The organism is Alloactinosynnema sp. L-07 (assembly GCF_900070365.1).
In the GTDB taxonomy this organism is placed as follows: domain Bacteria; phylum Actinomycetota; class Actinomycetes; order Mycobacteriales; family Pseudonocardiaceae; genus Actinokineospora.
The window spans coordinates 628,266-652,967 of the sequence record NZ_LN850107.1 but is presented as its reverse complement, the minus strand read 5'-3'; the positions used below and the strand labels follow the sequence as shown (position 1 = coordinate 652,967).

29 protein-coding genes and 1 tRNA gene are annotated in these 24,702 nt (G+C 69.9%); 17 read left to right on the top strand and 13 right to left on the bottom strand.

The window, feature by feature from the left end; all coding sequences use genetic code 11:
- The first annotated feature begins 9 nt into the window (after positions 1-9).
- From BN1701_RS03285 to BN1701_RS03275, 3 genes are read left to right on the top strand one after another with little or no spacing between them, the layout of a single operon-like run.
- The gene (locus BN1701_RS03285) at positions 10-852 is read left to right on the top strand and encodes a helix-turn-helix transcriptional regulator (protein WP_082859629.1); all 843 of its coding nucleotides are present in this window, start codon (positions 10-12) and stop codon (positions 850-852) included.
- 6 nt (positions 853-858) lie between these two features.
- Complete coding sequence (locus tag BN1701_RS03280) at positions 859-1,038, top strand: DUF397 domain-containing protein (protein ID WP_054045352.1); 180 nt, start codon at positions 859-861, stop codon at positions 1,036-1,038.
- Positions 1,020-2,009, top strand: a complete 990-nt coding sequence (locus tag BN1701_RS03275; RefSeq protein WP_054045350.1) for an aldo/keto reductase family protein — start codon at positions 1,020-1,022, stop codon at positions 2,007-2,009. The genes BN1701_RS03280 and BN1701_RS03275 overlap by 19 nt, the downstream gene beginning before the upstream one ends.
- Here BN1701_RS03275 and BN1701_RS03270 read toward each other — a convergent pair.
- The gene (locus BN1701_RS03270) at positions 2,006-2,209 is read right to left on the bottom strand and encodes a hypothetical protein (protein WP_054045348.1); all 204 of its coding nucleotides are present in this window, start codon (positions 2,207-2,209) and stop codon (positions 2,006-2,008) included. The genes BN1701_RS03275 and BN1701_RS03270 overlap by 4 nt on opposite strands.
- Before the next feature lie 25 nt (positions 2,210-2,234).
- Here BN1701_RS03270 and BN1701_RS03265 point away from each other — a divergent pair, with 25 nt between their 5' ends.
- From BN1701_RS03265 to cobS, 3 genes are read left to right on the top strand one after another with little or no spacing between them, the layout of a single operon-like run.
- Positions 2,235-2,759 (top strand): bifunctional adenosylcobinamide kinase/adenosylcobinamide-phosphate guanylyltransferase, encoded by a 525-nt coding sequence (locus BN1701_RS03265; RefSeq protein ID WP_054045346.1) that lies wholly within the window; start codon positions 2,235-2,237, stop codon positions 2,757-2,759.
- 21 nt (positions 2,760-2,780) lie between these two features.
- Positions 2,781-3,827, top strand: a complete 1,047-nt coding sequence (cobT, locus tag BN1701_RS03260; protein ID WP_054045344.1) for a nicotinate-nucleotide--dimethylbenzimidazole phosphoribosyltransferase — start codon at positions 2,781-2,783, stop codon at positions 3,825-3,827.
- 3 nt (positions 3,828-3,830) lie between these two features.
- Positions 3,831-4,565 (top strand): adenosylcobinamide-GDP ribazoletransferase, encoded by a 735-nt coding sequence (cobS, locus tag BN1701_RS03255; RefSeq protein WP_054045342.1) that lies wholly within the window; start codon positions 3,831-3,833, stop codon positions 4,563-4,565.
- A gap of 37 nt (positions 4,566-4,602) precedes the next feature.
- On the opposite strand, the gene BN1701_RS03250 is transcribed toward cobS, so the two are convergent.
- Positions 4,603-5,688 (bottom strand): branched-chain amino acid aminotransferase, encoded by a 1,086-nt coding sequence (locus BN1701_RS03250; RefSeq protein WP_054045340.1) that lies wholly within the window; start codon positions 5,686-5,688, stop codon positions 4,603-4,605.
- A gap of 62 nt (positions 5,689-5,750) precedes the next feature.
- On the bottom strand, positions 5,751-6,938 hold the full coding sequence (locus tag BN1701_RS03245) for a hypothetical protein (RefSeq protein ID WP_157367749.1): 1,188 nt from the start codon (positions 6,936-6,938) through the stop codon (positions 5,751-5,753).
- A 174-nt stretch (positions 6,939-7,112) separates the two neighbouring features.
- Here BN1701_RS03245 and BN1701_RS03240 point away from each other — a divergent pair, with 174 nt between their 5' ends.
- Positions 7,113-8,603: a leucyl aminopeptidase gene (locus BN1701_RS03240; RefSeq protein ID WP_054045335.1), complete on the top strand. Its 1,491-nt coding sequence runs from the start codon at positions 7,113-7,115 to the stop codon at positions 8,601-8,603.
- 47 nt (positions 8,604-8,650) lie between these two features.
- Here BN1701_RS03240 and BN1701_RS03235 read toward each other — a convergent pair whose 3' ends face one another.
- Positions 8,651-9,007: a hypothetical protein gene (locus BN1701_RS03235; RefSeq protein WP_054045333.1), complete on the bottom strand. Its 357-nt coding sequence runs from the start codon at positions 9,005-9,007 to the stop codon at positions 8,651-8,653.
- Between the two features lie 158 nt (positions 9,008-9,165).
- Between BN1701_RS03235 and lpdA the strand changes: the two genes are divergently transcribed.
- The 6 genes from lpdA to lipB all read left to right on the top strand — a co-directional run bounded on the left by lpdA (position 9,166) and on the right by lipB (position 14,912).
- Positions 9,166-10,536: a dihydrolipoyl dehydrogenase gene (lpdA, locus tag BN1701_RS03230; protein WP_054045331.1), complete on the top strand. Its 1,371-nt coding sequence runs from the start codon at positions 9,166-9,168 to the stop codon at positions 10,534-10,536.
- A gap of 54 nt (positions 10,537-10,590) precedes the next feature.
- Positions 10,591-12,267 (top strand): 2-oxoglutarate dehydrogenase, E2 component, dihydrolipoamide succinyltransferase, encoded by a 1,677-nt coding sequence (gene sucB, locus BN1701_RS03225; protein WP_054045329.1) that lies wholly within the window; start codon positions 10,591-10,593, stop codon positions 12,265-12,267.
- Positions 12,268-12,370: 103 nt separating this feature from the next.
- Positions 12,371-13,255, top strand: a complete 885-nt coding sequence (locus tag BN1701_RS03220; protein ID WP_054045327.1) for a TIGR01777 family oxidoreductase — start codon at positions 12,371-12,373, stop codon at positions 13,253-13,255.
- 37 nt (positions 13,256-13,292) lie between these two features.
- A complete protein-coding gene (locus tag BN1701_RS03215) occupies positions 13,293-13,595 on the top strand; it encodes a hypothetical protein (protein ID WP_054045325.1) in 303 nt (100 codons plus the stop codon).
- A complete protein-coding gene (locus BN1701_RS03210; protein WP_054045322.1) occupies positions 13,592-14,167 on the top strand; it encodes a phosphatase PAP2 family protein in 576 nt (191 codons plus the stop codon). Before BN1701_RS03215 ends, BN1701_RS03210 begins: the two co-directional genes overlap by 4 nt.
- A 10-nt stretch (positions 14,168-14,177) precedes the next feature.
- On the top strand, positions 14,178-14,912 hold the full coding sequence (gene lipB, locus BN1701_RS03205) for a lipoyl(octanoyl) transferase LipB (RefSeq protein ID WP_054045320.1): 735 nt from the start codon (positions 14,178-14,180) through the stop codon (positions 14,910-14,912).
- Here the strand turns inward: lipB and BN1701_RS03200 are convergent.
- The 4 genes from BN1701_RS03200 to BN1701_RS03185 are packed head-to-tail and all read right to left on the bottom strand — an operon-like array spanning position 14,905 to position 18,170.
- Positions 14,905-15,585: a hypothetical protein gene (locus BN1701_RS03200; protein ID WP_054045318.1), complete on the bottom strand. Its 681-nt coding sequence runs from the start codon at positions 15,583-15,585 to the stop codon at positions 14,905-14,907. The two genes, lipB and BN1701_RS03200, sit on opposite strands and share 8 nt — an antisense overlap.
- Positions 15,578-16,543: a hypothetical protein gene (locus tag BN1701_RS03195; protein ID WP_157367748.1), complete on the bottom strand. Its 966-nt coding sequence runs from the start codon at positions 16,541-16,543 to the stop codon at positions 15,578-15,580. The genes BN1701_RS03200 and BN1701_RS03195 overlap by 8 nt, the downstream gene beginning before the upstream one ends.
- Positions 16,544-16,583: 40 nt before the next feature.
- Complete coding sequence (locus BN1701_RS03190) at positions 16,584-17,507, bottom strand: hypothetical protein (RefSeq protein WP_054045314.1); 924 nt, start codon at positions 17,505-17,507, stop codon at positions 16,584-16,586.
- A 51-nt stretch (positions 17,508-17,558) separates the two neighbouring features.
- Complete coding sequence (locus tag BN1701_RS03185) at positions 17,559-18,170, bottom strand: TetR/AcrR family transcriptional regulator (protein WP_054045312.1); 612 nt, start codon at positions 18,168-18,170, stop codon at positions 17,559-17,561.
- A 122-nt stretch (positions 18,171-18,292) separates the two neighbouring features.
- Here BN1701_RS03185 and BN1701_RS03180 point away from each other — a divergent pair, with 122 nt between their 5' ends.
- The 4 genes from BN1701_RS03180 (at position 18,293) to BN1701_RS03165 (ending at position 21,691) form a co-directional block, all read left to right on the top strand.
- Positions 18,293-18,817: a hypothetical protein gene (locus tag BN1701_RS03180; RefSeq protein WP_054045310.1), complete on the top strand. Its 525-nt coding sequence runs from the start codon at positions 18,293-18,295 to the stop codon at positions 18,815-18,817.
- A 53-nt stretch (positions 18,818-18,870) separates the two neighbouring features.
- Positions 18,871-19,788 (top strand): oxidoreductase, encoded by a 918-nt coding sequence (locus BN1701_RS03175; RefSeq protein WP_054045308.1) that lies wholly within the window; start codon positions 18,871-18,873, stop codon positions 19,786-19,788.
- Between the two features lie 46 nt (positions 19,789-19,834).
- Positions 19,835-20,851, top strand: coding sequence for a lipoyl synthase (gene lipA, locus BN1701_RS03170; RefSeq protein ID WP_054045306.1), 1,017 nt, complete (start codon positions 19,835-19,837; stop codon positions 20,849-20,851).
- 171 nt (positions 20,852-21,022) lie between these two features.
- Positions 21,023-21,691: a DedA family protein gene (locus tag BN1701_RS03165; RefSeq protein WP_054055578.1), complete on the top strand. Its 669-nt coding sequence runs from the start codon at positions 21,023-21,025 to the stop codon at positions 21,689-21,691.
- 46 nt (positions 21,692-21,737) lie between these two features.
- Here BN1701_RS03165 and BN1701_RS03160 read toward each other — a convergent pair whose 3' ends face one another.
- The 5 genes from BN1701_RS03160 to BN1701_RS03140 form a co-directional block, all read right to left on the bottom strand.
- Positions 21,738-22,658, bottom strand: coding sequence for an alpha/beta fold hydrolase (locus tag BN1701_RS03160; protein ID WP_197672036.1), 921 nt, complete (start codon positions 22,656-22,658; stop codon positions 21,738-21,740).
- A 98-nt stretch (positions 22,659-22,756) separates the two neighbouring features.
- Positions 22,757-23,368 carry a TetR-like C-terminal domain-containing protein gene (locus BN1701_RS03155; protein ID WP_054045303.1) on the bottom strand — a complete coding sequence of 204 codons (612 nt, stop codon included), beginning with the start codon at positions 23,366-23,368 and terminating at the stop codon, positions 22,757-22,759.
- 56 nt (positions 23,369-23,424) lie between these two features.
- Positions 23,425-23,499: transfer RNA gene (locus BN1701_RS03150), tRNA-Val, on the bottom strand.
- A gap of 37 nt (positions 23,500-23,536) precedes the next feature.
- On the bottom strand, positions 23,537-24,001 hold the full coding sequence (locus tag BN1701_RS03145) for a peroxiredoxin (RefSeq protein WP_054045300.1): 465 nt from the start codon (positions 23,999-24,001) through the stop codon (positions 23,537-23,539).
- Positions 24,002-24,128: 127 nt separating this feature from the next.
- A complete protein-coding gene (locus BN1701_RS03140) occupies positions 24,129-24,560 on the bottom strand; it encodes a DUF3052 domain-containing protein (RefSeq protein WP_054045299.1) in 432 nt (143 codons plus the stop codon).
- Between the last annotated feature and the right edge of the window lie 142 nt (positions 24,561-24,702).

Here is a 24,702-nt window from a genome sequence, read left to right as displayed (position 1 = left end):
AATTGACCCATGATCAGGGATCGTCAGCCCGCAAGGGCGCGCGCATTGGGTATGGGGTTGCAGGCGGCTCGCACGAGGGCGGCCAAGACCGGCAGGCAGGTGTGTGCGGCGGCTGGGATGTCACTCGCCAGCCTGAGCAGGACCGAGAACGGGAAACGGGCGCCATCGCTGGTGAACGTGGCCGCACTACTGGCGATCTACGGCGTGACCGGCGACGAACGGGATGACATCCTGGACCTCGCCGCGAAGGTCCACGAGCCCCACTGGCTTGAGACCGGAGATCAACTCCCGCGCCTTCTTCCTGCCCTGGCGGGATTCGAAGCCGAAGCCAAACTGATCGTTCACTTCGCACCGTTCATGGTGCCAGGTTTGTTGCAAACCCCTGCCTACATGCGATCGATGGCAGTCCACGCGAACGCCGACGACCTTGTCGTGCAGGAGCGAATCGAAGCGCGACTCAAGCGGCAGGAGATCCTGGGAAAGATCGTTGCCCCCCAATACGTCGCGCTGCTCGATGAGGCGGCCCTTCGCAGGCCGTTCGGCGGCTCCGAAGTCATGGTCCAGCAACTGCACTGGCTGATCGGTCGAGCACAGCAGCCGAACATCACCATTCGCGTCATCCCGTTTCGGCACGGCGGATACATGAATCCGGGCATGTACTCGCTGATGGAGTTCCGCGAAGCCCCGCCGATCGTCTACGTCGAGGCCGAAGGCGCGTCCGGCTTCCTCGACGGACCAAAAGCGACCCAGAGGTTTCGAAGCAGGACGGCTACCCTGGAGAAGATCGCGTTGGGATCAGCCGATTCGGTGAACTTCCTGACGAGGATGGTGGCCGACTACGAACGGAGCTGAAACACCATGCACGCACAGTGGCGCAAGTCGAGCTTCAGCAGCATCAATGAAGCCGAGTGCGTGGAGGTGGCCTACCAGGCCGACGTGCGTGTGCGGGACTCCAAGAACCCCGCAGGCGGCGACCTGACCTTCGGCGAGGCCGCCTGGCAGCGCCTAGTCTCGGAGTCATGCAGTTTCGTCGCCTAGGCCGCAGCGGCCTGAACGTCAGCGAGATCTCCTACGGCAACTGGCTCACCCACGGCTCCCAAGTGGAGGAAGACGCCGCGCACGCGTGTGTGCGGGCCGCCCTCGACGCGGGCATAACGACTTTCGACACCGCCGACGTGTACGCCAACACCAAGGCGGAGTCCGTCCTCGGCCGGGCGCTCGCCGGTGAGCGGCGCGAGGGCCTGGAGATCTTCACCAAGGTCTTCTGGCCGACCGGCCCCGGCGGTCCCAACGACAAAGGCTTGGGCCGCAAGCACATCATGGAGTCAGCGCACGCGTCGCTGAAGCGGCTCGGCACCGACTACGTCGACCTCTACCAGGCGCACCGGTTCGACCGGACCGTGCCGCTGGAAGAGACCATGCTCGCCTTCGCCGACCTGGTCCGCCAGGGCAAAGTGCTCTACGTCGGCGTCTCCGAGTGGAACGCCGAGCAGATCACCCGGGGCGCGGCGCTGGCCCGTGAGCTGAACGTGCCGCTGATCTCCAGCCAGCCGCAGTACTCGATGCTGTGGCGGATCATCGAGGAGCAGGTCGTCCCCGCGTGTGAACGTGAGGGCATCTCGCAGATCGTTTGGTCGCCGATCGCTCAGGGTGTGCTCACCGGCAAGTACAAGCCGGGCGCCGAGGCCCCGGCGGGCTCGCGGGCGACCGACGAGGCGGGCGGCAAGAACATGATCGCCAACTGGCTGCGCGACGACGTCCTCACCGCCGTGCAGAACCTGGAGCCGCTGGCGAAGGAAGCCGACCTGACGCTGGCTCAGCTCGCCGTCGCGTGGGTCCTGCAGAACCCGAACGTCGCCTCCGCCATCGTCGGCGCGTCGCGGCCGGAGCAGGTCGCGGAGAACGTCAAGGCCGCCGGGGTGAAGCTCGACGCCGACCTGCTGGTCAAGATCGATGAGGCCCTCGAAGGCGTCATCGAACGCGACCCGATGCAGACGCGTACGCCTTAGTTCGCTGGTGGGTGGAGGCTCATGGGTCCGTAGACCTCGGTCTCCCCCTCCAGCAGCACCACCTGGTCCACACCCAGCGCGAGCAGGTCGGACCAGGTGGTGCTGAACCACTCCTCGGCCTCGGTCTGGTCCTCGAAGGTCAGCGAAGGGCCCTCGATCGCGTCGCCGGAAGCGTTCTCGTACCGCCAGTGGAAGCTCACGCGGCCAAAGGTAACGTGCCCGGCCGTGAACAGGACGCTGGTGCTCGGCGGGGCGCGGTCAGGAAAATCGGCGCACGCCGAAGGGCTCGTCACGGCCGAGGCCACCTACCTGGCCACCGCCCGCCGCATCCCCGGCGACGTCGACTGGGACGCCCGCATCGCCGAGCACATCTCCCGCCGCCCCGCCGTTTGGCGGACCGTCGAGACCCCGGACACCGATTCCCTCGTCGCGGCGCTCGACAACGCTTCCCCCGCCGACACCCTGCTCGTCGACGACATCGCGACCTGGCTGACCGGGGTGATCGACGACGCCGACGGGTGGGAGAGCCGGGTCGACCTGGCCCCGCAGCGCGACCGGCTGGTCACCGCCGTGGCGGGCTGCCGGGCGAGCCTGGTCGTCGTCTCCGCGGAGGTCGGCCTGGGTGTCATCCCGGCGACCCGCTCTGGCAGGCTCTTCCGCGACGAGCTCGGAGCGGTCAACGCGTCCCTGGCCGAGGTCTGCACCGAGGTGCTGCTCCTGGTCGCGGGCCTGCCGCTCCGGCTGAAATGAAGTCCTAGGAGGTAGCGCGCGGTGTTCCAGTCCGTCGAAGCGCCCAGCGAAGCCGCCCGCCGTGAGGCCGTGGCCCGCCATGAGCAGCTGACCAAGCCCCTTGGCGCACTCGGCAGGCTGGAAGAGATCGGTGTCTGGGTGGCGGCCTGCCAGGGCGTGTGCCCGCCCAAGCCGTTCACCCGCCCGCGCGTGGTGATCTTCGCGGGCGACCACGGCATCGCCAAGCACGGCGTCTCGGCCTACCCGAGCGAGGTCACCGCGCAGATGGTGGCCAACTTCCTCACCGGCGGCGCCGCGATCAACGTGCTGGCCGCGACCGCTGGCGCCACCGTCCGCGTGGTCGACATGTCGGTCGACTCCGACGGCGAGGGTCTGCCCGAGCAGGTCACCGCGCACAAGGTCCGCCGTTCCAGCGGCGCGATCGACCGCGAGGACGCCCTCACCCAGGACGAGGTCGAGGCCGCCATCGCGGCGGGCAAGGCGATCGCCGACGAGGAGATCGACGGCGGCGCCGACCTGCTGGTCGCGGGTGACATGGGCATCGGCAACACCACCCCGGCCGCCGTCCTGATCGCCGCGCTGACCGGCGCCGAGCCCGTCGCCGTGGTCGGCCGCGGCACCGGCATCGACGACCAGACCTGGATGCGCAAGGCCGTCGCCATCCGCGACGCCGTCCGCCGCGCCCGCCGCGTCAGCGCCGACCCGGTCGCCCTGCTGCGCACCGCGACCGGTGCCGACATCGCCGCCATGGCCGCCTTCCTGGCCCAGGCCGCGGTCCGCCGCACCCCGGTCATCCTCGACGGCGTCATCGCGGGCGCCGCTGCCCTCGCCGCCGAGGAACTCGCCCCGGGCGCGTCCCAGTGGTGGATCGCCGGTCACCGCTCGGTCGAGCCCGCCCACACGCTCGTGCTGGACCACCTCGACCTCAAGCCGATCCTCGAACTCGACATGCGCCTCGGCGAGGGTTCCGGCGCGGCGGCCGCCATCCCGCTGGTCGCCATGGCCACCCGCGTCCTCGCCGAGATGGCCACCTTCGCCGACGCCGGAGTCACCGAGAAGCCGGAATAGCCCATGCGCCTAGCGCTGTCCTGGCTCACGGTCCTCCCGGTGCACACCGACAAGGTCGACCGCCGCGCCGCCCGCACCGCCATCGCGGTCGCCCCGGTGGTCGGCCTGCTCCTGGGACTGACGGCGGCCGGACTGCTCTACGCGCTGCACGAAGCCGGGCTCCCGTCCCTGCTGGGCGGTTTGCTGGCCGTGGCGTTCCTTGCCTTGGCGACCCGGGGGATGCACCTGGACGGCTTGGCCGACACGGCGGACGGCCTCGGCTGCTACGGCCCACCCGAACGGGCCCTGGCCGTGATGAAGGACGGCGGCGCTGGCCCGTTCGCCGTGGTGGCCCTGATAATCACTCTCGGCGCCCAGGCGACTGCTTTCGCCGCGCTCACGCCAGACCGGTGGGGCGCGGTGGTCTTGGCCGTCACGGCGGGCCGCGCGACGTTCTCGGCCGCCTGCCGGACGGGAATCCCGGCGGCCCGGCCAGAGGGACTCGGCGCGCTTGTCGCGGGCACACAGCCGTGGTGGGTACCCGCGGGCTGGACCATCGCGTTGGCCGCGGCCTCTCTGCTCGTCGTGCCAGGGAAGCTGTGGCTCGGCCCGCTGTCAGTGGCACTCGCCGCGGTGGCGGTGATCGTGCTCATCCGACACACAGCGCGGAGGTTCGGCGGACTCACCGGGGACACACTCGGCGCGGCCTCAGAACTGGCGACCACAATCGTCCTGGTCGCCGCAACACTCAGTCCATAGTGGACCCCGCCGCTGTCGGCGGGGTCCACCAAGGAAATCAGCCCAGAACGGTCATCCAGCCGTGCGGGTCGGCGGCGCCGCGCTGCAGCGAGGTCAGCGTCGAGCGCAGCTTCGAGGTGACCGGACCGGTGTCGCCACCGGAGATGGAGAACGACCCGTCGGCGTGCTTCACGTGCCCGACCGGCGTGATCACCGCGGCGGTCCCGCACGCGAACACCTCGGTCAGCTCGCCGGACTCGGCCTTCTTCTCCCACTCCTCAGTCGAGATCCGCCGCTCCTCGACCGAATAGCCCTGGTCGGCGGCGAGCTGGAGCAGCGAGTCGCGGGTGATGCCCGGCAGCAGCGCGCCGGACAGCTCGGGGGTGACCACGCGGTCGCCGAAGACGAAGAAGAGGTTCATGCCGCCCATCTCCTCCACCCAGCGCCGCTCGACCGCGTCGAGCCACACGACCTGGTCGCAGCCCTGCTCCGCCGCCTGTGCCTGCGCGACCAGCGAGGCCGCGTAGTTCCCGGCGAACTTGGCCGCGCCGGTGCCGCCGGGCGCCGCCCGGACGTACTCGGTCGACAGCCACACGGTGACCGGCTTGATGCCGCCCGCGAAGTAGGACCCGGCGGGCGAGGCGATCAGCACATAGAGGTACTCGCTGGCGGGGCGCACCCCGAGGCCCGCCTCGGTGGAGATCATGAACGGCCGGATGTAGAGCGATTCCTCGTCCCGCTCGGGAACCCATCGCGAGTCGACGGCGATGATCTCGCGCAGGGATTCGAGGAACAGCTCGTCCGGCAGCTCCGGCATCGCTATGCGACGCGCGGAGGCGCGGAAGCGCGCGGCGTTGGCTTCTGGCCGGAACGACGCGATAGAGCCGTCCGGCTGGCGGTAGGCCTTGAGGCCTTCGAAGATGGCCTGCCCGTAGTGCAGCACCATCGCGGAGGGGTCCAGCGTGATCGAGCCGTATGGCTCAGTCCGGGCGTCGTGCCACCCGTGCTCGCGGGAGTGGCGGATCGTCACCATGTGGTCGGTGAAGTGCTGCCCGAAGCCTGGCTTCGCCAGTACCTCCGCAACCCTGTCCGGGGTCGCCGGCTGGGGGTTGAGTGTCCGTGTGAACGGCAACATAGGCGTCATGGGAGAACGGTATCTCCCCCGCGCCGTCCGGAAAATCGGTATCCCGACCTTTGGGCGTGCGACTACACAGACTCAGCCGATCGGGCACTGACCGTGCACAAAAGGGTGCCCACCAGCAACACTGCGAGTGCGCCGAGCAGGGCGACGACGGCGATATTCACCCCAACGATCACCGACAGGGCCAACCCGCAGCACCCGGTCCGCAGCCACACCGACCGCTCCGCGCGGCACAGCGACCGCGACGCCGAGTTCACGAACGCGTAGGAGCCCAGCAGCAGGGTCGCGGCGAGCCCGAGCGCCGCGACGGGGGTCAGCAGCACCGCGAGGCCCGCGGCCCCGACGCCGACGCCGACCGGTCGGAACCGGATGGGCACGTCGGGCACCTCACCCGCGGCGGCCAGTTCGCCGACGGTCTCGATCGCGCCGCCGACGAGGTCGTACAAAGCGAGCAGGGTCCCGGCGAGCAGACCGAGCATCAGGACCGGGAGGAGGGACGCGCCGTCCGCCGCGCGCAGGGTGTCGCCCAGCGGCGCCGACGACAGGGCCAGCCGCGGTCCGCCGAGCTGGCGCAACGCGACCACGGTGATCACCAACAGGACAACCGCGACGGCGGCGACCGAGAGCATCGGCGTCCGCCAGCGCGGCGACCGATGCCGGATGGCGCCGAAGCCGAGGAACAGCAGTCCCGCCGCGGCCAGGATCCCGGTCGGATCATCCGATCCGGCGACACTCGAATCAGTGATTGTCAGCGCCGCCGCGGGCGCTATGGCGAGGCCCGCGATCACTACAAGCACAAGTGTGACGATTGCCATACTGGCGAGAATCAGCCACAGCCGGTGGCCCGGTCCAATGCCGACCTGGTGCGCCGCGCAAGCGATCACCACCAGCACCACAGCGATGATCGGGCCGACCGAGCCGAAGTACGCACCGGCCAGACCCGCGACAGCGGCCAGTCCCACGACTCGACCGCCGAGGTCGAGCACTCCCGCGAGCCTGCCCGGCCAGACTCCATGCCGGTCCCTGACGTGCCGGAACACGCCCCGCGAACCGGATTGGGCGGTGAGGTCGGCGATCGACACCGCGGTCAGCGCGGCGACCACCGCCACCAGTGCGAGACCCGCGAGGGACCACCATCCCGCGTCGGCGACAGCGGGGGAAATCGACCCGAACGCGCCCGCGCCGAGCATGGTCGCGACGCCGACGAAAACCGGTCCGGCACCCCGCGCCACGTTGTGTCCCATCAATGTCACTGACACAACTGTGCCAGGAGGGTTGTTGAATCTCCATCAACCTGCCGGCCGAATCCGGCCGAGAAGTCGTTAGCATACGTCACCACCTGGCCAGCCATGTCGTCTGATCAGGCAGGCCCCGCCTCCCACGAGGACCTCAGCCGGGCCTTCCCCGACCGACCTAGGAGCACATCTGTGACCGCCCCCAAGCTGGCCCTGGCCACCGCGCCGGTGACCGAGGCCGCCGTCGACGCCATCGTGATCGGCACCGTGCAGAACGGATCGGGCGTCGCACTGGCCCCCGGCGGCGACCAGGTGGACGCCGCGTTCGACGGCAAGCTGACCGAGCTGCTGACGACACTGGGCGCGACCGGCAAAGCGGGCGAGATCGTCAAGGTCCCCACCCTGGGCAAGCTGTCCGCTGCCCTGATCGTGGCCGCCGGACTGGGCAAGGTCGACGGAACGCCGACCGCCGAGCAGGTGCGCCGCGCCTCCGGTGTCGCCGCCCGCGCGCTCGGCGACACCAAGCGCGCCGCCACGACGCTGTCGAGCATCGACCTGCAGGCCGCCGCCGAAGGCTCCCTGCTCGGTGCCTACCGCTTCGCGAGCTACAAGTCGGAGTCCACCGCGCCCGAGCTGGCCAAGATCGACCTAACGGGCCCGGCCGAAGGCGCCGCGAAGGACCACCGCGCCACCCTCAAGGCGGCCACCGCGATCGCCGAGGCCGTCGCCACGGCCCGCGACTTCGTCAACACCCCGCCCAACGACCTGTACCCGGCCTCGTTCGCTGAGAAGGCCGCAGAGCTGGCCAAGGGCACCGGCGTCGACGTGGAGATCCTCGACGAGAAGGCGCTGCGCAAGGGCGGCTTCGGCGGCATCCTCGGCGTCGGCGTCGGCTCGACCCGCCTGCCGCGCCTGGTCCGCCTGACCTACAAGGGGCCCAAGGCCAAGAAGAAGGTCGCCCTGGTCGGCAAGGGCATCACCTTCGACACCGGCGGCATCTCGATCAAGCCGTCGGCCAACATGGAGCAGATGACCTCCGACATGAGCGGCGCCGCCGCCGTGATCGCCACGGTCCTGCTGGCCGCCAAGCTGAAGTACCCGCTGGAGATCACCGCGACGGTCCCGATGGCGGAGAACATGCCCTCCGGCGCGGCCTACCGCCCCGGCGACGTGCTGACCATGTACGGCGGCAAGACCGTCGAGATCCTCAACACCGACGCCGAGGGCAGGCTGATCCTGGCCGACGCCATGGTGCTCGCCTGCGAGGACAACCCGGACTACCTGATCGAGACCTCGACGCTGACCGGCGCGCAGATGGTCGCACTTGGCAACCGCACCTGCGGGATCATGGGCTCCGACGAGTTCCGCGACCGCGTCACCAAGCTCGCCCAGGAGACCGGCGAGGGCGGCTGGGCCATGCCGCTGCCCGAGGAACTGCGCGGCGACCTCGACTCGCGCATCGCCGACCTGGCCAACGTCACCGGCCACCGCTGGGGCGGCATGCTGGCGGCGGGCATCTTCCTGCGCGAGTTCGTCGGCGAGGGCATCCCGTGGGCGCACATCGACTGCGCGGGCCCGGCGTTCAACGCGGGCGAGCCGTGGGGCTACACCAGCCGCGGCGGCACCGGCCTGCCCGTGCGCACACTGGCCGCGATCCTGGCCGACATCGCGCTCAACGGTTAAACCCAGCACGACACGGGGCCCTCCGATTCGTCGGAGGGCCCCGTCGCCTACTTGCCCTCGCGCTTCTGCCGGGCCATGTAGTCGCGCATCCGTTGCGGATAGCCGACGCGCGCGACCTCGTAGATCGGCATGGACCGCTTCTTGGCGAAGGCGAAAGCGGCCTCCGGGTTGGCGATCCGGCGCCGGGTCCACTCGCCGTCGTGCGCGACGAGCACCACGGTCGTGTCGGTCACGTTCGTCTTCGGCTCGATGAACGCCTCGACGCCGAACCGGCTCGCGGCCCAGTCGTCGAGGTGGCTGGTGTCCTCCTTCGTCGCCGACCGAAGCACGCCGGGCTTGCGCTTGCGTCGCAGCGAGTCGAAAACCCCCACGATCCACACCTCCGAGACGTCGTCTGTGACCATTGTCCAGGGATACCGACCAGTAACTGACCTGGGGGGACACGAGAGAACGGCCACCTCGCAGCACTCTGTCCCATAGTGACAAGATGACGTGTGGTGGCGGCGGCCGCGCTGAGCGGTCCCCCATCGACAACAACGCTTGAGCCCGTCGAGGAGATCCCGTGACTGACACGTCCGCTGACCTGGTCATCCTGGGCGGTGGGTCCGGTGGCTACGCCTGCGCATTCCGCGCGGCGGAGCTCGGACTCTCCGTCATCCTGGTCGAGAAGGACAAAGTCGGCGGCACGTGCCTGCACCGCGGCTGCATCCCGACCAAGGCGCTGCTGCACGCCGCCGAGGTCGCCGACCTCGCCCGCGAAGGTGACCAGTTCGGGGTGAAGTCCTCGCTCGAGGGCATCGACATGAACGGCGTCAACTCGTACAAGGACGGCATCGTCGCGGGCCTGCACAAGGGCCTGCAGGGGCTATTCAAGGCCAACAAGGTCACCGTGGTCGAGGGCACCGGCAAGTTCGTCGGCGGCACGACCGTCGAGGTCGACGGCACGCGCTACACCGGCAAGAACATCGTGCTCGCCACCGGCTCCTACGCCAAGACGCTGCCCGGCCTCGAGATCGGCGGCCGAATCATCACCAGCGACCAGGCCCTCAACCTCGACTACGTGCCGGAGAGGGTCGTCGTCCTCGGCGGCGGCGTCATCGGCGTCGAGTTCGCCAGCGTGTGGCGCTCCTTCGGCGCCGAGGTGACCATCGTCGAGGCGCTGCCCCGGCTGGTCCCGCTGGAGGACGAGTGGGCCTCCAAGCAGCTCGAGCGCGCCTTCCGCAAGCGCGGCATCAAGTTCAAGACCGGCGTCCGCTTCACCGGCGCCACCCAGACCGAAGACGCGGTGACGGTTTCACTCGAATCCGGCGAGACCTTCGACGCCGACCTGCTGCTCGTGGCCGTCGGCCGCGGCCCCAACAGCGCGGGCCACGGCTACGAGGAGGCCGGTGTCGCCATGGAGCGCGGCTTCGTCCTCACCGACGACCGCCTGCGCACCAACCTGCCCGGCGTGTTCGCCGTCGGCGACCTCGTGCCCGGCCTGCAGCTGGCCCACCGCGGTTTCCAGCAGGGCATCTTCATCGCCGAGGAGATCGCCGGGCAGAACCCGAAGGTGATCGACGAGGCGGGCATCCCCAAGGTCACCTACTGCAACCCGGAGGTGGCCTCGGTCGGCCTGTCCGAGGCGCAGGCCAAGGAGAAGTACGGCTCCGCCGAGACCCTGGTCTACAACCTCTCGGGCAACGGCAAGAGCCAGATCCTCAAGACCAGCGGCGGCATCAAGCTCGTCAAGGCGCCCGACGGCCCTGTCGTCGGCGTGACGATGGTCGGCGAGCGGGTCGGCGAACTGATCGGCGAGGCGCAGCTGATCTACAGCTGGGAGGCCTACCCGGAGGACATCGCGCCGCTCATCCACGCGCACCCCACCCAGAACGAGGCCCTGGGCGAGGCCTTCCTCGCCCTGGCAGGCAAGCCCCTGCACGTGCACGGCTGAGTTCAGCCCACAGACAGCCAAACGCAGAAGAAGTCACGAGGAGTCCACGAAACCATGGCGTTCTCCGTTGAGATGCCGGCGCTCGGGGAGAGCGTCACCGAAGGCACCGTCACCCGGTGGCTCAAGCAAGAGGGCGACACCGTCGAGGTCGACGAGCCGTTGCTGGAGGTGTCCACCGACAAGGTCGACACCGAGATCCCCTCGCCCGCCGCGGGTGTCCTGCAGAAGATCGTCGCCCAGGAGGACGAGACCGTCGCCGTCGGCGCTCAGCTCGCGGTGATTGGCGATGGTTCTGGGGACTCGGCTCCGGCGCCCGCTGCTGAGCCCGCCCCTGTTGCCGAGCCTGCCCCGGTCGCTGAGGCCGCGCCCGCTGAGGGTCCCGCGCCGTCGGACGACGCGCCGACAGGCAACAGCAAGGGCACCGACGTGACCATGCCCGCGCTGGGCGAGAGCGTCACCGAGGGCACGGTCACCCGCTGGCTCAAGCAGGTCGGCGAGACCGTCGAGGTCGACGAGCCGCTGCTGGAGGTGTCCACCGACAAGGTCGACACCGAGATCCCGTCCCCGGTGGCGGGCACGCTGCTGGAGATCTCCGCGGCCGAGGACGCCACGGTCGAGGTCGGCGGCAAGCTGGGTGTCATCGGTGCGGCTGGTTCCGCGCCTGCCCCGGCGCCCGAGGCCCCGAAGCCCGCTCCGGCGGCTCCGGCACCCGCGCCGACCCCGGCTCCGGCCGTCGCTGCCCCGGCCCCCACCCCGGCCGCACCCGTCGCGGCCCCGGCTCAGGCCGCCCCGACCAATGACAGCGCGCCGTACGTGACCCCGCTGGTGCGCAAGCTCGCCGCGGAGAACGGCATCGACCTTGGCTCGGTCAAGGGCACCGGCGTCGGCGGCCGCATCCGCAAGCAGGACGTGATCGCCGCGGCCGAGGCCGCCAAGGCGCCCAAGCCCGCCCCGGCCGCCGCTCCCGCCGCCGCTCCCGCGAGCAAGGCCCCTTCGGCCGACGCGTCGCTGCGGGGCACCACGCAGAAGATGACGCGCCTGCGCCAGACGGTGTCGCGCCGCATGGTCGAGTCGCTGCAGACCGCCGCCCAGCTCACCCAGGTGGTCGAGGTCGATGTGACCAAGATCGCCAAGCTGCGGGCCAAGTCGAAGACGGCCTTCGAGCAGCGTGAGGGCGTCAAGCTGACGTTCCTGCCGTTCTTCGCCAAGGCGACCGTCGAGGCGCTCAAGCAGCACCCGAAGCTCAACGCGTCGATCAACGAGGACGCCACCGAGGTCGTCTACCACGGCGCCGAGCACCTCGGCATCGCCGTGGACACCGAGCGCGGCCTGCTCACCCCGGCCATCCGCGACGCGGGCGACCTGAGCATCAGCGGCCTGTCGCACAAGATCAACGACCTGGCGAGCCGGACCAGGGCGAACAAGGTCACCCCGGACGAGCTGTTCGGCGCCACGTTCAACCTGACCAACCTGGGCAGCCAGGGCGCGCTGTTCGACACCCCGATCATCCAGCTGCCGCAGGTCGGCATCCTGGGCGTCGGCCTGGTCGTCAAGCGCCCGGTCGTGGTGACCAACGAGGACGGCGACGACACGATCGCCATCCGCTCGATGGTCTACCTGGCGCTGACCTACGACCACCGCCTGGTCGACGGCGCCGACGCGGGCCGGTTCCTCACCGCGGTGAAGAACCGCCTTGAGGAAGGCGCGTTCGAGGGCGACCTCGGGCTGTAATCGCACGTCAGACCGCTGGGCCGTCCCGACCGGGGCGGCCCAGCGGCCGTTTGAGGGTGACCCCGATCGTGCGTCCACGTGGGATATTCGGGACGATCAGATCATGCGCGTAGTCGTCGCCGGTTCGTCCGGCATGCTCGGGACCGCACTGGTGGCCAGGCTCCGGAAGGAAGGCCACGAGGTGATCCGCCTGGTGCGGCGCGCCCCGCACGCCCCCGACGAGCGCGGCTGGGACCCGCCCGCGGGCCGTGTCGACGCGGGCGCGCTGGACGGCGCGGACGCGGTGGTCAACCTGTGCGGAGCCGGAATCGGCGACCGCCGCTGGAGCCAGGCGCGCAAGCAGGTGCTGCTCGACAGCCGGATCGAACCCACCGAGGTCCTCGCCGCCGAGGTCGCCGCGGCAGGCGTCCCCGTGCTGGTCAACTCCTCGGCGGTCGGCTACTACGGCGACACCGGCGGCCACACGGCCGACGAGTCCAGCCCAACGGGCGACGACTTCGCGGCCCAGCTGTGCGTCCGCTGGGAGGCCGCGACCGAGGCCGCGCGGGCCGCGGGCACCCGAGTGGTGCTCACCCGAACCGCGCCAGTCCTAGCCAGAAAGGGAGGGCTCCTGGGCCCGCTGCGGCCCCTGTTCTTCCTCGCGCTGGGCGCCAGGCTGGGCAACGGCCGCCAGCACATGCCGTGGATCCACCTGGAGGACCAGATCAACGCGGTGATGTTCCTGCTCACCAGCGACATCTCCGGCCCAGTCAACCTGGCCAGCCCCATCCCGACGACGAACGCCGAGTTCACCGCCGCGTTCGCCAAGGCGCTGCACCGACCCGCGGTGCTGGCGGTGCCGTCGTTCGCGTTGAAGATCGTCCTCGGCGAACTCGCCGACGCGGTGCTGATGACCCAGCGCGTTACGCCGAAGGTGCTGCTGGACAACGATTTCCGCTTCACCTTCACCGCGGTCGACGACGCCCTGGCCGCGGTCGAGAACCGGTGATCACCCGGGTGGGCACGAGCCTGCGGGCGGGAATCCGATGATCACCCGAACGAGCCACGTGCCCGCATTCGACCCCGGCGCCGACACTGAGGGCTTCGCGCGGGCCGGCTTCCACCCGATCACCCGAACCCGCGCCAACCACACGCCCACCCTCGCCCCCGACACCGACGCTCAGGACCTCGCGCGGGCCGGCTTCCACCCGATCACCCTGATCGGCGCGAACCACATGCCCGCCCCCGGCACCAACGCCAACGGCACTCACCCGACCCATGCGAACCTGGCGCCCGCGTTCGTCATCAGCACCGACGACCGCGGCTTCGCACGGGCAGGCCTCCGATGATCATCCGGATCGGCGTAACCCTCGTGCTCGCCTTCGTCTTCCTCGGCCTCGCCGTGTCCGGGGAGCCGCCCGGGGTCGACCGGTTCGTCGCCGACGCCATGGGCGGCGGCCCCGCGGTCGACGTCGCCTCGGTCGTGACCTTGGTCCTCGGGCCGATCCTGCCCCTGGTCGCCGCGCTGGGCCTGGTGATCGCGGCCGTCGCCGTGCGGGCGCGCAGAGGCCTATTCCTGCGCGCGATCGTCCTGCTCGCCGCGTGTCGGGCGGTGTCGCTGGTGAAGCCGCTGTTCGAGCGGGCGCGGCCCACCGACTACCCCGACTTCAGCTTCCCGAGCGGGCACGTGGTGTCGGTGGCGTCGGTCGGGTTCACCGCGGCGGTCCTCTGCGCGTGGCTGACCAGGGACCGACTGCGGATGGTCGTGCTCGGATCGGTGCTGACGGTCTTCGTGGCCGCCGTGTGCCGCGTGCTCCTCGACGTGCACTGGCTGACCGACGTCCTCGGCGCGACCCTCGGGGTGGCCGGGGTGGGCCTGCTGGCCGCCCGCGCGTTACGGCTGCTGCCTGCCCCGGCGTAGGGTCGCGGGCGTGAGCACAGCGAACATCTCCTGTCGCGCGGACGGCCCCCAGGTCGAGGTGCGCGAGGTCGGCCTGATCGACTATGTCGAGGCGTGGGACCTGCAGAAGGACCTCGCGGGCGCCCGCGCCGACGACCTCGGCGGCGACACTCTCCTGCTGCTGGAACACCCGTCGGTCTACACCGCGGGCAAGCGCACCGAGCCCGACGAGCGCCCCGACGACGGCACTCCGGTGATCGACGTCGACCGCGGCGGCAAGATCACCTGGCACGGCCCCGGCCAGCTCGTCGGCTACCCGATCATCAAGCTGTCCGACCCGGTCGACGTCGTCCAGTACGTCCGCCGCGTCGAGGAGGCCCTGATCTCGGTCTGCGCCACACTGGGCCTGCGCACCGGCCGCGTCGAGGGCCGCAGCGGCGTCTGGCTGCCCGCCGACGCCACCCGCCCGGAACGCAAGATCGCCGCCATCGGCATCCGCGTCCAACGCGGCGTCACCATGCACGGCTTCGAAATCAACTGCGACGCCGACCTGAGCGCCTTCGACCGCATAGTCCCCTGCGGCATCCGCGACGCGGGCGTCACCTCGCTCACTTTGGAGTTGGGCCGCCAGGTCAGCGTCGCCGAGGTCCTGCCGTTGGCCCGCGAAGCCGTGCTCAAGGCGCTGGAGGGCACGCTGCCGGTGGCCGACCACTGGCTGACCCCGGCGGAACCGACCAGCCCCGGCGTCACCTTCGCCCTCAGCTGACCCGCGCCACCGCGAGCAGCGGATAGCCGGGGAGGCCCACCGCCACGGCGCTCTCGGGCGTGGGCTCCCCGGCCACCCACACCACACCGGTCTCCCACATCGCCCCCACAAGCTCCGCAGGTGCGCTGTGCATGCTGATGGCGAGCTCGACCCCGTCCGCCCGGCGCATCGTGCCCTCAGCCTTCACGGTCCCGTCACCACGTATCGCCCAGGGCTCTAGGTCGACGTCCACCTCGGCCCACTCCGCCTCGATCAGCGACAGCAACCGCCACGAACCGAACCGATAGGCGAACCCCGCGCTGAATAACGCGCCCATAGTGGCCGCCCCAGGCAACGCGGCGTCGTTCAGGTCCCAGCCGAACACAAGCGCCAGGCCGAACAGAGCCACCAACCAGAGCACCGGCACGACGGTGATCCACCGCTTCACCACGGCCACCCGCCGAAAGATCCGGTCCGCCTCGACCACCGGGCGCCCAGGCGATCGGCGCCGGCCAGTGGGCAGGTAGATGGCCACCCCCATCGCCAGGAGCATGACCCACCCATACGGAATCGGCTGGTCCAGGAGGGCGTAAGTCACCACCATCCCGGAAACCATCAGCACCGACACCACCGCGCCTACCCGCGCCTGCCTGCGCCTGCGCTCAGCCAGCGGGATCCAACCGGCGTCACCCATACGCGGCGATCTTCGCGACGGCGAGCTGCGGATAACCTGGAAAGCCGACCGCGACAGTCCGGCCGGGCTGGGGCTCCCCCGCCACCCACAGCACGCCCGACTCCAAGATCGTGCCCAGCAGATCAACCTTCGCGGCCCGCATACTGATGGCCAGGATCGTGCCGTCTGCCAGCCGGATATGCCCGTGAGCGCTGGCGATCTGGTTCCGCTGGGCAGTCCACGGCGCCAACTGGATCTCGGCCCGAACCCACTCGCCCGCGTTGATCAGCGCGGGCAGCCTGCACCACTGCCACTGATAAATCACCGCGACGCTCCAGAACAGCGTCATCACCGCGCAGCTGACCAGCGTTCCGAACAAGGGTGCGGTGAAGTTCACCGAGACCGCTGCGTAACCCAGCCCCATGGCCGAGACAGTCAGCACGGGAGTTGAGGCCAACCTTCGGGCCGTGAGCCGGGTGACCGTCGCGCCATCGCCGAGGCGTTCCGTCCGCGATGCTCCTGTCCCATCCGCCCGCCGCACGGGATGCACGGCATGGGATCCCTCCACCCGAACCGCCACCCGCCCGCCCGCGTCCGGTCCGACGAGCCACACCCGCCCGGTCCGGGCGATCACCAAGCGGTGTGCACGCGGCACGAAGGTGAGCCGCAGGTGCCGAACCTGAGGATCGTCGACCTCAAGCGTCGAGCCGATCAACCGCGCGGACGCGGGGCGCCACCCGTTTCGGGCCAAGAACTCCCGGGTCGGTCGCCGCGGCACCACAAGCAGGTACAGCGCACCTGCCAGCGCATACGCGACAGAGGCCACAACGAACTTGATCGCCCACGGCTTGTCGTCCTCCCACTCGATCAGGAGATACAGGGCAAGCGCGAAAACGGGATACAACACGCAGATCAGGCGCGTCACGCGCCGGACGTCTTCGGCGGCCGTGAACACCAGGTTCGTCGTCGGGTCGGCCAAGACGGGCATGTCCAGCCGCGGCTCGGGGACAGTGATCGTGTCAGACACCGGTGGCCTCGCAGATCGTCGCCGCGGTAAGAAGCGGATAGCCGGGGAAGCCCACTGCGAGGGTCCTGCCGGGCTCCGGTTGGCCGACGAGCCACAGCGACCCGGTGTCCCACACGGTCCCGAGCACGTCGACCGGCGCGGCGGGCATCGCCGCCAGCAGCACGCGGCCGTCCGGCAAGCGGAGCGTCGCGACGCCGTAGGTGGTGCCGTCCATCCTCGCCTGCCACGGCGCGAGCGAGGCGGACACCTTGGTCCACTCCCCCGCACCCAGCAACTCACCCAGCCGCCGATTCTCCGGCGCCTTCCACCATGACCGTGACTGCCGCGCCCACATCGCGCTGGCATCCGAGTCCGCGGCGGGCACGCGAGCGGGCTTGACCGGTCGCCGATGCACGCGGGCGGGCCAGGCGTGGTGCGAACCCTCCAACCGCAGCGCGGCCCGACCCCGGCCGTCCGGCCCGACAACCCACGCGGTTCCCGTCCGAACCGCCACCGCCAGGTGCGCACGCGAAGCCCCGAACACCCGCAGCGGCCCCACACCGTCGCCGACTTCGACCACGCTCACCCCAAACAGCGAAGTACCGCGCAAAACCCGCACACCGACCGGCCGCCACGCCTGCGCGCCAAGCAACTCCGACATCGCGGTGTGCCCACGCACCAGATGGAGTTGTGTGATCACCACACCGAAGCTCACAGACGACCAAACGGTGCTGGTGAAGAACGTCCGCACCGGGTCATCCGACATCGCCATGGCGACCCACTGCAGTGCGCAGGACAACCCCAGGATGACACCGACCACCCGCCACAGGGTCTGCGAACACCGCATGGGCCGAAGCAAGATCGCGGTGGTGGGGTCGGACAACGCGGGTCTGTCGGTGAACGGCGCACGGACGATGTCCGTCGTCGATTCGGTCATGATCTCCCCCAGGGTGTCCTCAAATGAGGATCGTCGGAGACCGTACTCGCGTTATCCGGCGGCCTGAGGCCTGCGCAGCCCCTCCAGCACCTTCGTGATCGTGAACATCACATCCGCAGCCGCCTTCTTCGCGTCGTCGGCGGCGGCGATGATCGTCGCGCCGGTGGAGAGGGCGCCGAAGAGTATCCGGGTGGTGACTTCGACGGGCATTTCGTCGATTTCTCGCGCCTCGATCAGCGATTCGAGGGCGGATTTCACAATCCCGTAACTCAAATGTTCCTCCGCCTCCCGCCACCGTTCCCAGCCCATGACGACAGGTCCCTCATGGATGGCGATGCGCTGATAGGACGGCTCCATGCAGATTTTGATATACGCCTGGAGCCCGCCCAGCACCCGGTCCCACGCCGCCCCCGGGCCTGCGACGACCTCGCCGAGCCGGGCCATGACGGCTGTCTCCACGGACCGGAAAGCGGCCTCGAACAGGGCTTGCTTGCCGGAGAAGTGGTGATACAGGGCGCCCTTGGTGACCCGGGCGCGCTTGGCGATGGCGTCGAGCGAGGTGGCCGCGTAGCCACGCTTGGTGAACAAATCGACAGCGGAATCGACCAGGGCCTGCCTGGTGCTTTCGCTGTAGTCCACTCTCCGCGACTGCGCTGTCGTCATATTCACAACGGTACGACATACCGGCGGTACGTACTCGTGGTAGGTTGGCCTTATCGGTTCCGTACCGATGGTATGCCGGAAACCCACGGTATGACCAAGGTGACGGAGGGGAGCCAGGGGCCATGAGCTGGAACGACTACTACCGCAGACGAGACGCGATGGACGCCGTCGTGGCACACGCGGCACGCACGCCCGAGAGCGTGCTGCCGTACGCGGAGGTGCCCGGCGTCGACGAGGTGTTCGGCAGCCACGAGGAGCTGCTGCTCGCCCTGCACTACCGCTGGACACTGAAGCTGACCGGCCGGGTCGGCCTCGCGCAGGCCGAGGCCGAGCGCGACGCGTCGATCGACCTGGTCGACACGGTGTCGCAGGCGTGGCGGACCGCCGCCACCGAACACCCGGCGCTGCGCAGGCTGGTCGACCAGGCCGCGCTGACCTACCCCGGGCTGCTGCGCCCGGCCCTGGACAGCGAACAGCGCATGCTCGCGCTGGCCGCCGGGCTGGCCGAGCCGCACGAGGACAAGGCCGAGATCACCAGGGTCGGCGCCGCCTTCGTCGCGCTCGTGCGCAGCTCGCCGGATCGGGTCGCTGGCAAGCGGCGCAACCCGGTCGAGCTGCTGCTGCGCAAGCTGGTGGCCAGCGCCTGAGCGCGGTCTCAGCGGGCAGACCATAGGCTCGATCGCAGAACCAGGGAGGCACGATGGCGTGGTCCGAGGCCGAGATCGGCGACCTGGGCGGGCGCACCGTCCTCATCACCGGGGCCAACTCCGGTCTGGGGCTGCGCAGCGCCCAGGTGCTCGCCGCGCACGGCGCGCACGTGCTCGTCGGCTGCCGGTCGATCGAGCGCGGCCACGCCGCCATCGCGGCCATCGAGGGCCCGGCCGAGCTGCTCGAACTCGACCTGGCCGACCTCGCCTCCGTGCACAAGGCCGCGGCCGAGGTTCGTGAGCGCACCGGCGACCGGCTCGACGTGCTGATGAACAACGCGGGCGTCATGGGCACGCCGTCCTCCACCACGGTCGACGGGTTCGAGCTCCAGATCGGCACCAACCACCTCGGCCACGCCGCGCTCACCTGGCTGCTGATGCCCGCGCTGCGCACCACGCCAGGGTCCCGCGTGGTCACGCTGTCGTCCCTCGCCCACCGCGGCGGCGGCCTCGACGTCGACGACCTGAACTTCCAGCGCCGCCGCTACAACGCGGTGGGCGCCTATTCCCAGTCGAAGCTGGCCAACCTGCTGTTCGCCTTCGAACTCGACCGGCGGCTGCGCGCGGCGGGCGACAGCGTCCTGAGCGTCGCCGCCCACCCGGGTATGACCGACACCAGCCTCTCCACCAACTCGACCCGGCTGCGGTTCGGCTCGGCCGCGGCAAAGGTCGTCGCCGTCGGCAACAAGTTCGTCACCCAGTCCGTCGAACGCGGCGCGCTGCCCCAGCTCTACGCCGCGGTGGCCCCCGACGTCGTCGGCGGGCAGTACTGGGGACCGGCCGGACCGGCCGAGCTGTTCGGCAAGCCCGCCTTGGCGAAACCGAGGGCTGCGGCCCTCAATCCCGACCTTGGCCGGACATTGTGGCAGCGCACAGCCGAGCTGACCGGCGTTTCGCCGGACCCAGCGTGACCTGGGTGACACCGGTCACCCGGACCCTGGGCGTAACCTGAGCGGCGTGACAGTCGCACCTGAAGGTCGGAAGATGCTGCGCCTGGAAGTGCGCAACAGCCAGACGCCGATCGAGAAGAAGCCGTCGTGGATCAAGACCCGCGCGAAGATGGGCCCCGAGTTCCGTGAACTCAAGGGCCTGGTTCGCCGCGAGGGCCTGCACACGGTGTGCGAGGAAGCGGGCTGCCCCAACATCTACGAGTGCTGGGAAGACCGCGAGGCGACCTTCCTCATCGGCGGCGAGCAGTGCACCCGCCGCTGCGACTTCTGCCAGATCGACACCGGCAAGCCCGCCGATCTCGATCGCGACGAGCCCCGCCGCGTCGCCGAGTCCGTCCAGGCCATGGGCCTGCGCTACTCGACCATCACCGGCGTCGCCCGCGACGACCTGCCCGACGGCGGCGCGTGGCTCTACGCCGAGACCGTCCGCCAGATCCACGCGCTCAACCCCGGCACTGGCGTCGAGCTGCTGATCCCCGACTTCAACGCCGTGCCCGAGCAACTGGAAGAGGTGTTCGGCTCGCGTCCGCAGGTGCTCGCGCACAACCTGGAGACGGTGCCGCGGATCTTCAAGAGCATCCGCCCGGCCTTCCGCTACGAGCGCTCGCTCGACGTGATCACCCAGGCCCGCGAATACGGCCTGGTCACCAAGTCGAACCTGATCCTCGGCATGGGCGAGACCCCGGAGGAGATCACCGAGGCGCTGGCCGATCTCCACAACGCGGGCTGCGACATCATCACGATCACCCAGTACCTGCGGCCGAGCCTGCGCCACCACCCGATCGACCGGTGGGTCAAGCCCGAGGAATTCCTCGCGCACAAGGAAACCGCCGAGTCACTGGGCTTCGCGGGCGTCATGGCCGGACCGCTGGTCCGCTCGTCCTACCGCGCGGGCAGGCTCTACACCCAGGCCGTCGAACACCGCGGCGAGGAGGTCCCGGCGAACCTGCGCCACCTCGCCGAGGCAGGCTCCTCCAGCCAGGAGATCAGCGCCCTCATGCAACGAGTCGCGCCACAGCACTAAGGCAACCCCGCTGTTCCCCGTGCGTCTGACCCCGCATACGCCTGAGGTCTGACCCCGAAGTCAGATCTCAGGGCGATCTCAGAGGGAACCCGGTTATGCCAGGCTCCCTCTTAACGACAGACTTCACAGCGCCGGAGGGACCGGCGCTGTCGTATGAGGGGGATCTCCACCGTGGCCTTGGTTACCGACGTGCTCGAATGGCTCCAGGCGCTGCCGCAGCCCGCCCTAGTCGCCGCCACCGGCGGTCTGGTGTTGGCGGAGTGCACCATCGGCCTCGGCTTCATCGCCCCCGGTGAGGCGGGCCTGCTTGTCGCCGCCACCACCGTCAACAGCGTGCCCCGCTTCCTGATCCTGTGGGCCGTGGTGACCGTGTGCGCGGGCATCGGCGACTCGATCGGCTACTTCATCGGCCGCAGGTTCGGCCCCCGCCTCCGCGAGACCAAGCTGATCCAGAAGTACGGCACCGAAGGCTGGGACAAAGCCACCGACATCCTCAAGCGACGAGGAGCGTGGGCGGTGTTCTTCGCCCGCTTCATGCCGGTGGTCCGCACCCTGACCCCGGCCGCCGCGGGCACGTCAGGCTTGCCGTACCGCAAGTTCCTCCCGGCCGTCGTCGCCGGAGCCGCCTGCTGGTCGGCCATCCACATCAGCATCGGCGCCGCCCTCGGCGAAGCCGCCAAGCGCATCGAAGGCGTGCTCTCCACCGGCGGCTTGGTGTTGCTGGGCGCCGTGATCGTCATCGGCGTCACGGTCCACTTGGTCAAGAAGCGCAAGAAGGCCGCCGCCCCCGTGGTCGAGGCTCCCCTGCGCCGGGACGAGGACCTCGACCCGGTCCACTGAGCCACACGCCTGGCTGGACCGCGGCCGGTCCAGCCAGGGCGCCGGGTCACACGGAGTCCAGAATGGACACCAGCCGTTCGTCGCGGGGCAGGTAGTGCGGCGACCGGATGTCGTGCACCCGGGACCGGGTTCCGGGGGTGGCCCGGTCCGCCTCCCGAATCATCCGATTCTGTAGCGCGAGCGGGATCGTCCGGTCCTCGGTGAACCGCACATAGGTCCGAGGCACCCGCCCCCACCGCCGCGGGGTGCCACGCCCGTCGGACACCGGGATCGCCGCCACCTCGTCGGGCTGCAGGGTGTTCAGCATCGCCCGGACCTCGCCGTCCGGACGATCGGCCGCGATCAACTCCTTGAACAGCGCGAAGTCGGCGGGCTCCCCCGATCGCCAGTTCATCCGCGACACCCCCAGCGACGCCGGGTCGCCGATGGGCACGATCCGCCGAGTCACCGCGTCCGCCGCCTCGGGCGTGCCCATGTAGTCGGCCATGCAGCGCAGGTCGACACAGCAGAAGGCGGCCACGTAGACGATGTGCTCGACGAGGTGCGGAATCGCCTCGGCCACCCTGGTCACACTCACCCCGCCCTGACTGTGCCCCACCAGCACCACCCGGGCCCCGGTCTGCCGCACGATCCCCGTCACATGGGCGACCCAGTCCTCCAACGTGATCCCCGCCAACGGCGACGCCTCAACCGCCAGCCCGTCGAGGTCCTGCGGGCTCTGATAAGCGCGGGGGATGTAGGCCTCGGTCCCGTGCCCCGGCAGATCGACCGCGATGGCCCGATGACCCCGCGCACTCAACCGCCCCGCCACCCACGACCAGTGCAGCGAATTGGCGTGCGTGCCGTGAATGAGCACATAGACCCGCCCGCGCGGCGCCGCCTCGCCACTGGCCGCCACCCCGACTCCGACCGCCGCCGCCCCCGCCGCGACGGCCCCCGCGCGCAGAATCGTCCTCCTGTTACGCATGATCCCCTCCTTGGTAACACTGTTGCCTTCTGACAACATCGTTTCTACGGCCGGGGATCGGCAGGGTCAACACAACAAAGGAAAGAGGGGTGCCAGCCCTACCGCCGGTCGGCGGAAAACCCGACAATCACCGCGTCGATCAGCCGCCCGTAGCGCTTGGCCCCGGTACCCGCCCGAAAGTGCCCCGCCAACTCCATGCTCACCGCCCCGTGCGACGCCGCCAACAGCAACTCGGCGATCTCCCGCGGCTCGCCCTCGGCGAACACCCCACGCTCGACACACGCGGCGATCGCCCGCAGCGGCAACTCCGCCGCCCGCTCCGCCACCGCCAACGCCTCACCGTCCGGCACGAACCCCGGAATGGCCCGCTCAAACATCACCCGGTAGTAGTGCGGCTCCCGCAACGCGTACCGCCGATACGCCAGCGCCAGCCCGGTCAGGTAGTCCACCGGATCGCCGGAGTCGACGACCTTGTCCTGCACCTGCCGCAACCGGGTGAACCCCTCGACGTACAAGGCCTTGACCAACCCCGCCTTGCCGCCGAACATCGTGTAGATCACCTTCGTCGAGGCCCCCACCTCACTGGCGACCCGCCGCGTCGTCAACGCGGCCGTGCCCTCGTGGACCAGCAGCCGAGTCGCCGCATCCACGATCGCCGCCCGCCGCGCCGCCCGCCCCGCCGCCGCGTAGCCCCCCGGTGATTCCGCCACAGCCCGCCGCGCTCTCCGGTCCTGTTCAAGGTGACCAGGGTTTGAGAAGTCGAATCTGGTGGGCGCAGCAGGATTTGAACCTGCGACCGCTCGGGTGTAAACCGAGTGCTCTTCCGCTGAGCTATACGCCCCAACGTCCCGGCGCCCGCAAGCGCCGGGACAAGGGTGTCACGCCTTGAGGGCCGCGACGGCCTTCTTCCACGCGTCCTGGTCGCGGGCCTCGCCCGGGGCGTTGATCTCGGCGAAGCGGACGACGCCCTCGGTGTCGATCAGGAAGGTGCCGCGGGTGGCCAGGCCTGCCGCCTCGTTGAACACGCCGTACTGGGTCGCCACGGCGCCGTGGGGCCAGAAGTCGGAGAGCAGGGGGAAGGTGTAACCCTGCTGGTCGGCCCACGCCTTGAGGCTGAAGGGGGTGTCGACCGAGACGCCGATGACCTGGACGTCGTTGTCGGTGTAGGACGCGAGTTCGTCGCGGACCTGGCAGAGCTCACCGGTGCAGATGCCGCTGAACGCGAACGGGTAGAACACGAGCAGCACGTTCTTGTCGCCCTGGAAGTCCGAGAGCTTGACCGGCTGCTTGTTGTAGTCGTTGAGCGTGAAGTCCGGAGCCTTCTGACCGACCTCGACCGCCATACCCGACATCCTCCTGGAGTGAGGGCGCGCACCAGCGCGCCCAGAGACAACGTGTCCCGCCCAGCCTAGGCCACGACACCGCGGGTTCAGACCGTGGACCGGGAGAGGCTCCCGGTCCACGTGGTCGTCACTTCTTGGTCTTCACCGACTTCGGCGACACCAGCCTGGTCCCGACCCAGTCGTTGCCCACGCTGACACTCGACGTCTGGGCCAGCCCCGCGGTCGGCACCGCCTCGGCGATGTCGCTGGGTTCGACGTGTCCGTCGCGGCCCGTCTTCGGGGTGAGCACCCAGATCACGCCGTTGTCGGCGAGCGGGCCGATGGCGTCCATCAGCGCGTCGACAAGATCGCCGTCTTCCTCGCGCCACCACAACAGAACGACGTCGACAACCTCGTCGGCGTCCTCGTCGAGGAGATCGGAGCCGACGCGCTCCTCGATGGCGGCGCGGACGTCGTCATCGACGTCCTCGTCCCAGCCGATCTCCTGGACAACGGTGCCCTCTTCGATCCCCAGCTTGTCGGCGACGCCGGCGTTCCCGGCGTCTCCCGCGGCCACCACGGTCTCACTCCTCCAGTTGTTTTCGCACGGTCTCAAGGCCCATCTTGGCCTGTCCGACCGCGTTACGCCTGTTCGGTTAGGCGATAGCGAACACTGACAGTGCCCACCAGCGCAACCGTGTGCTGTCCGACACGCCGCAACT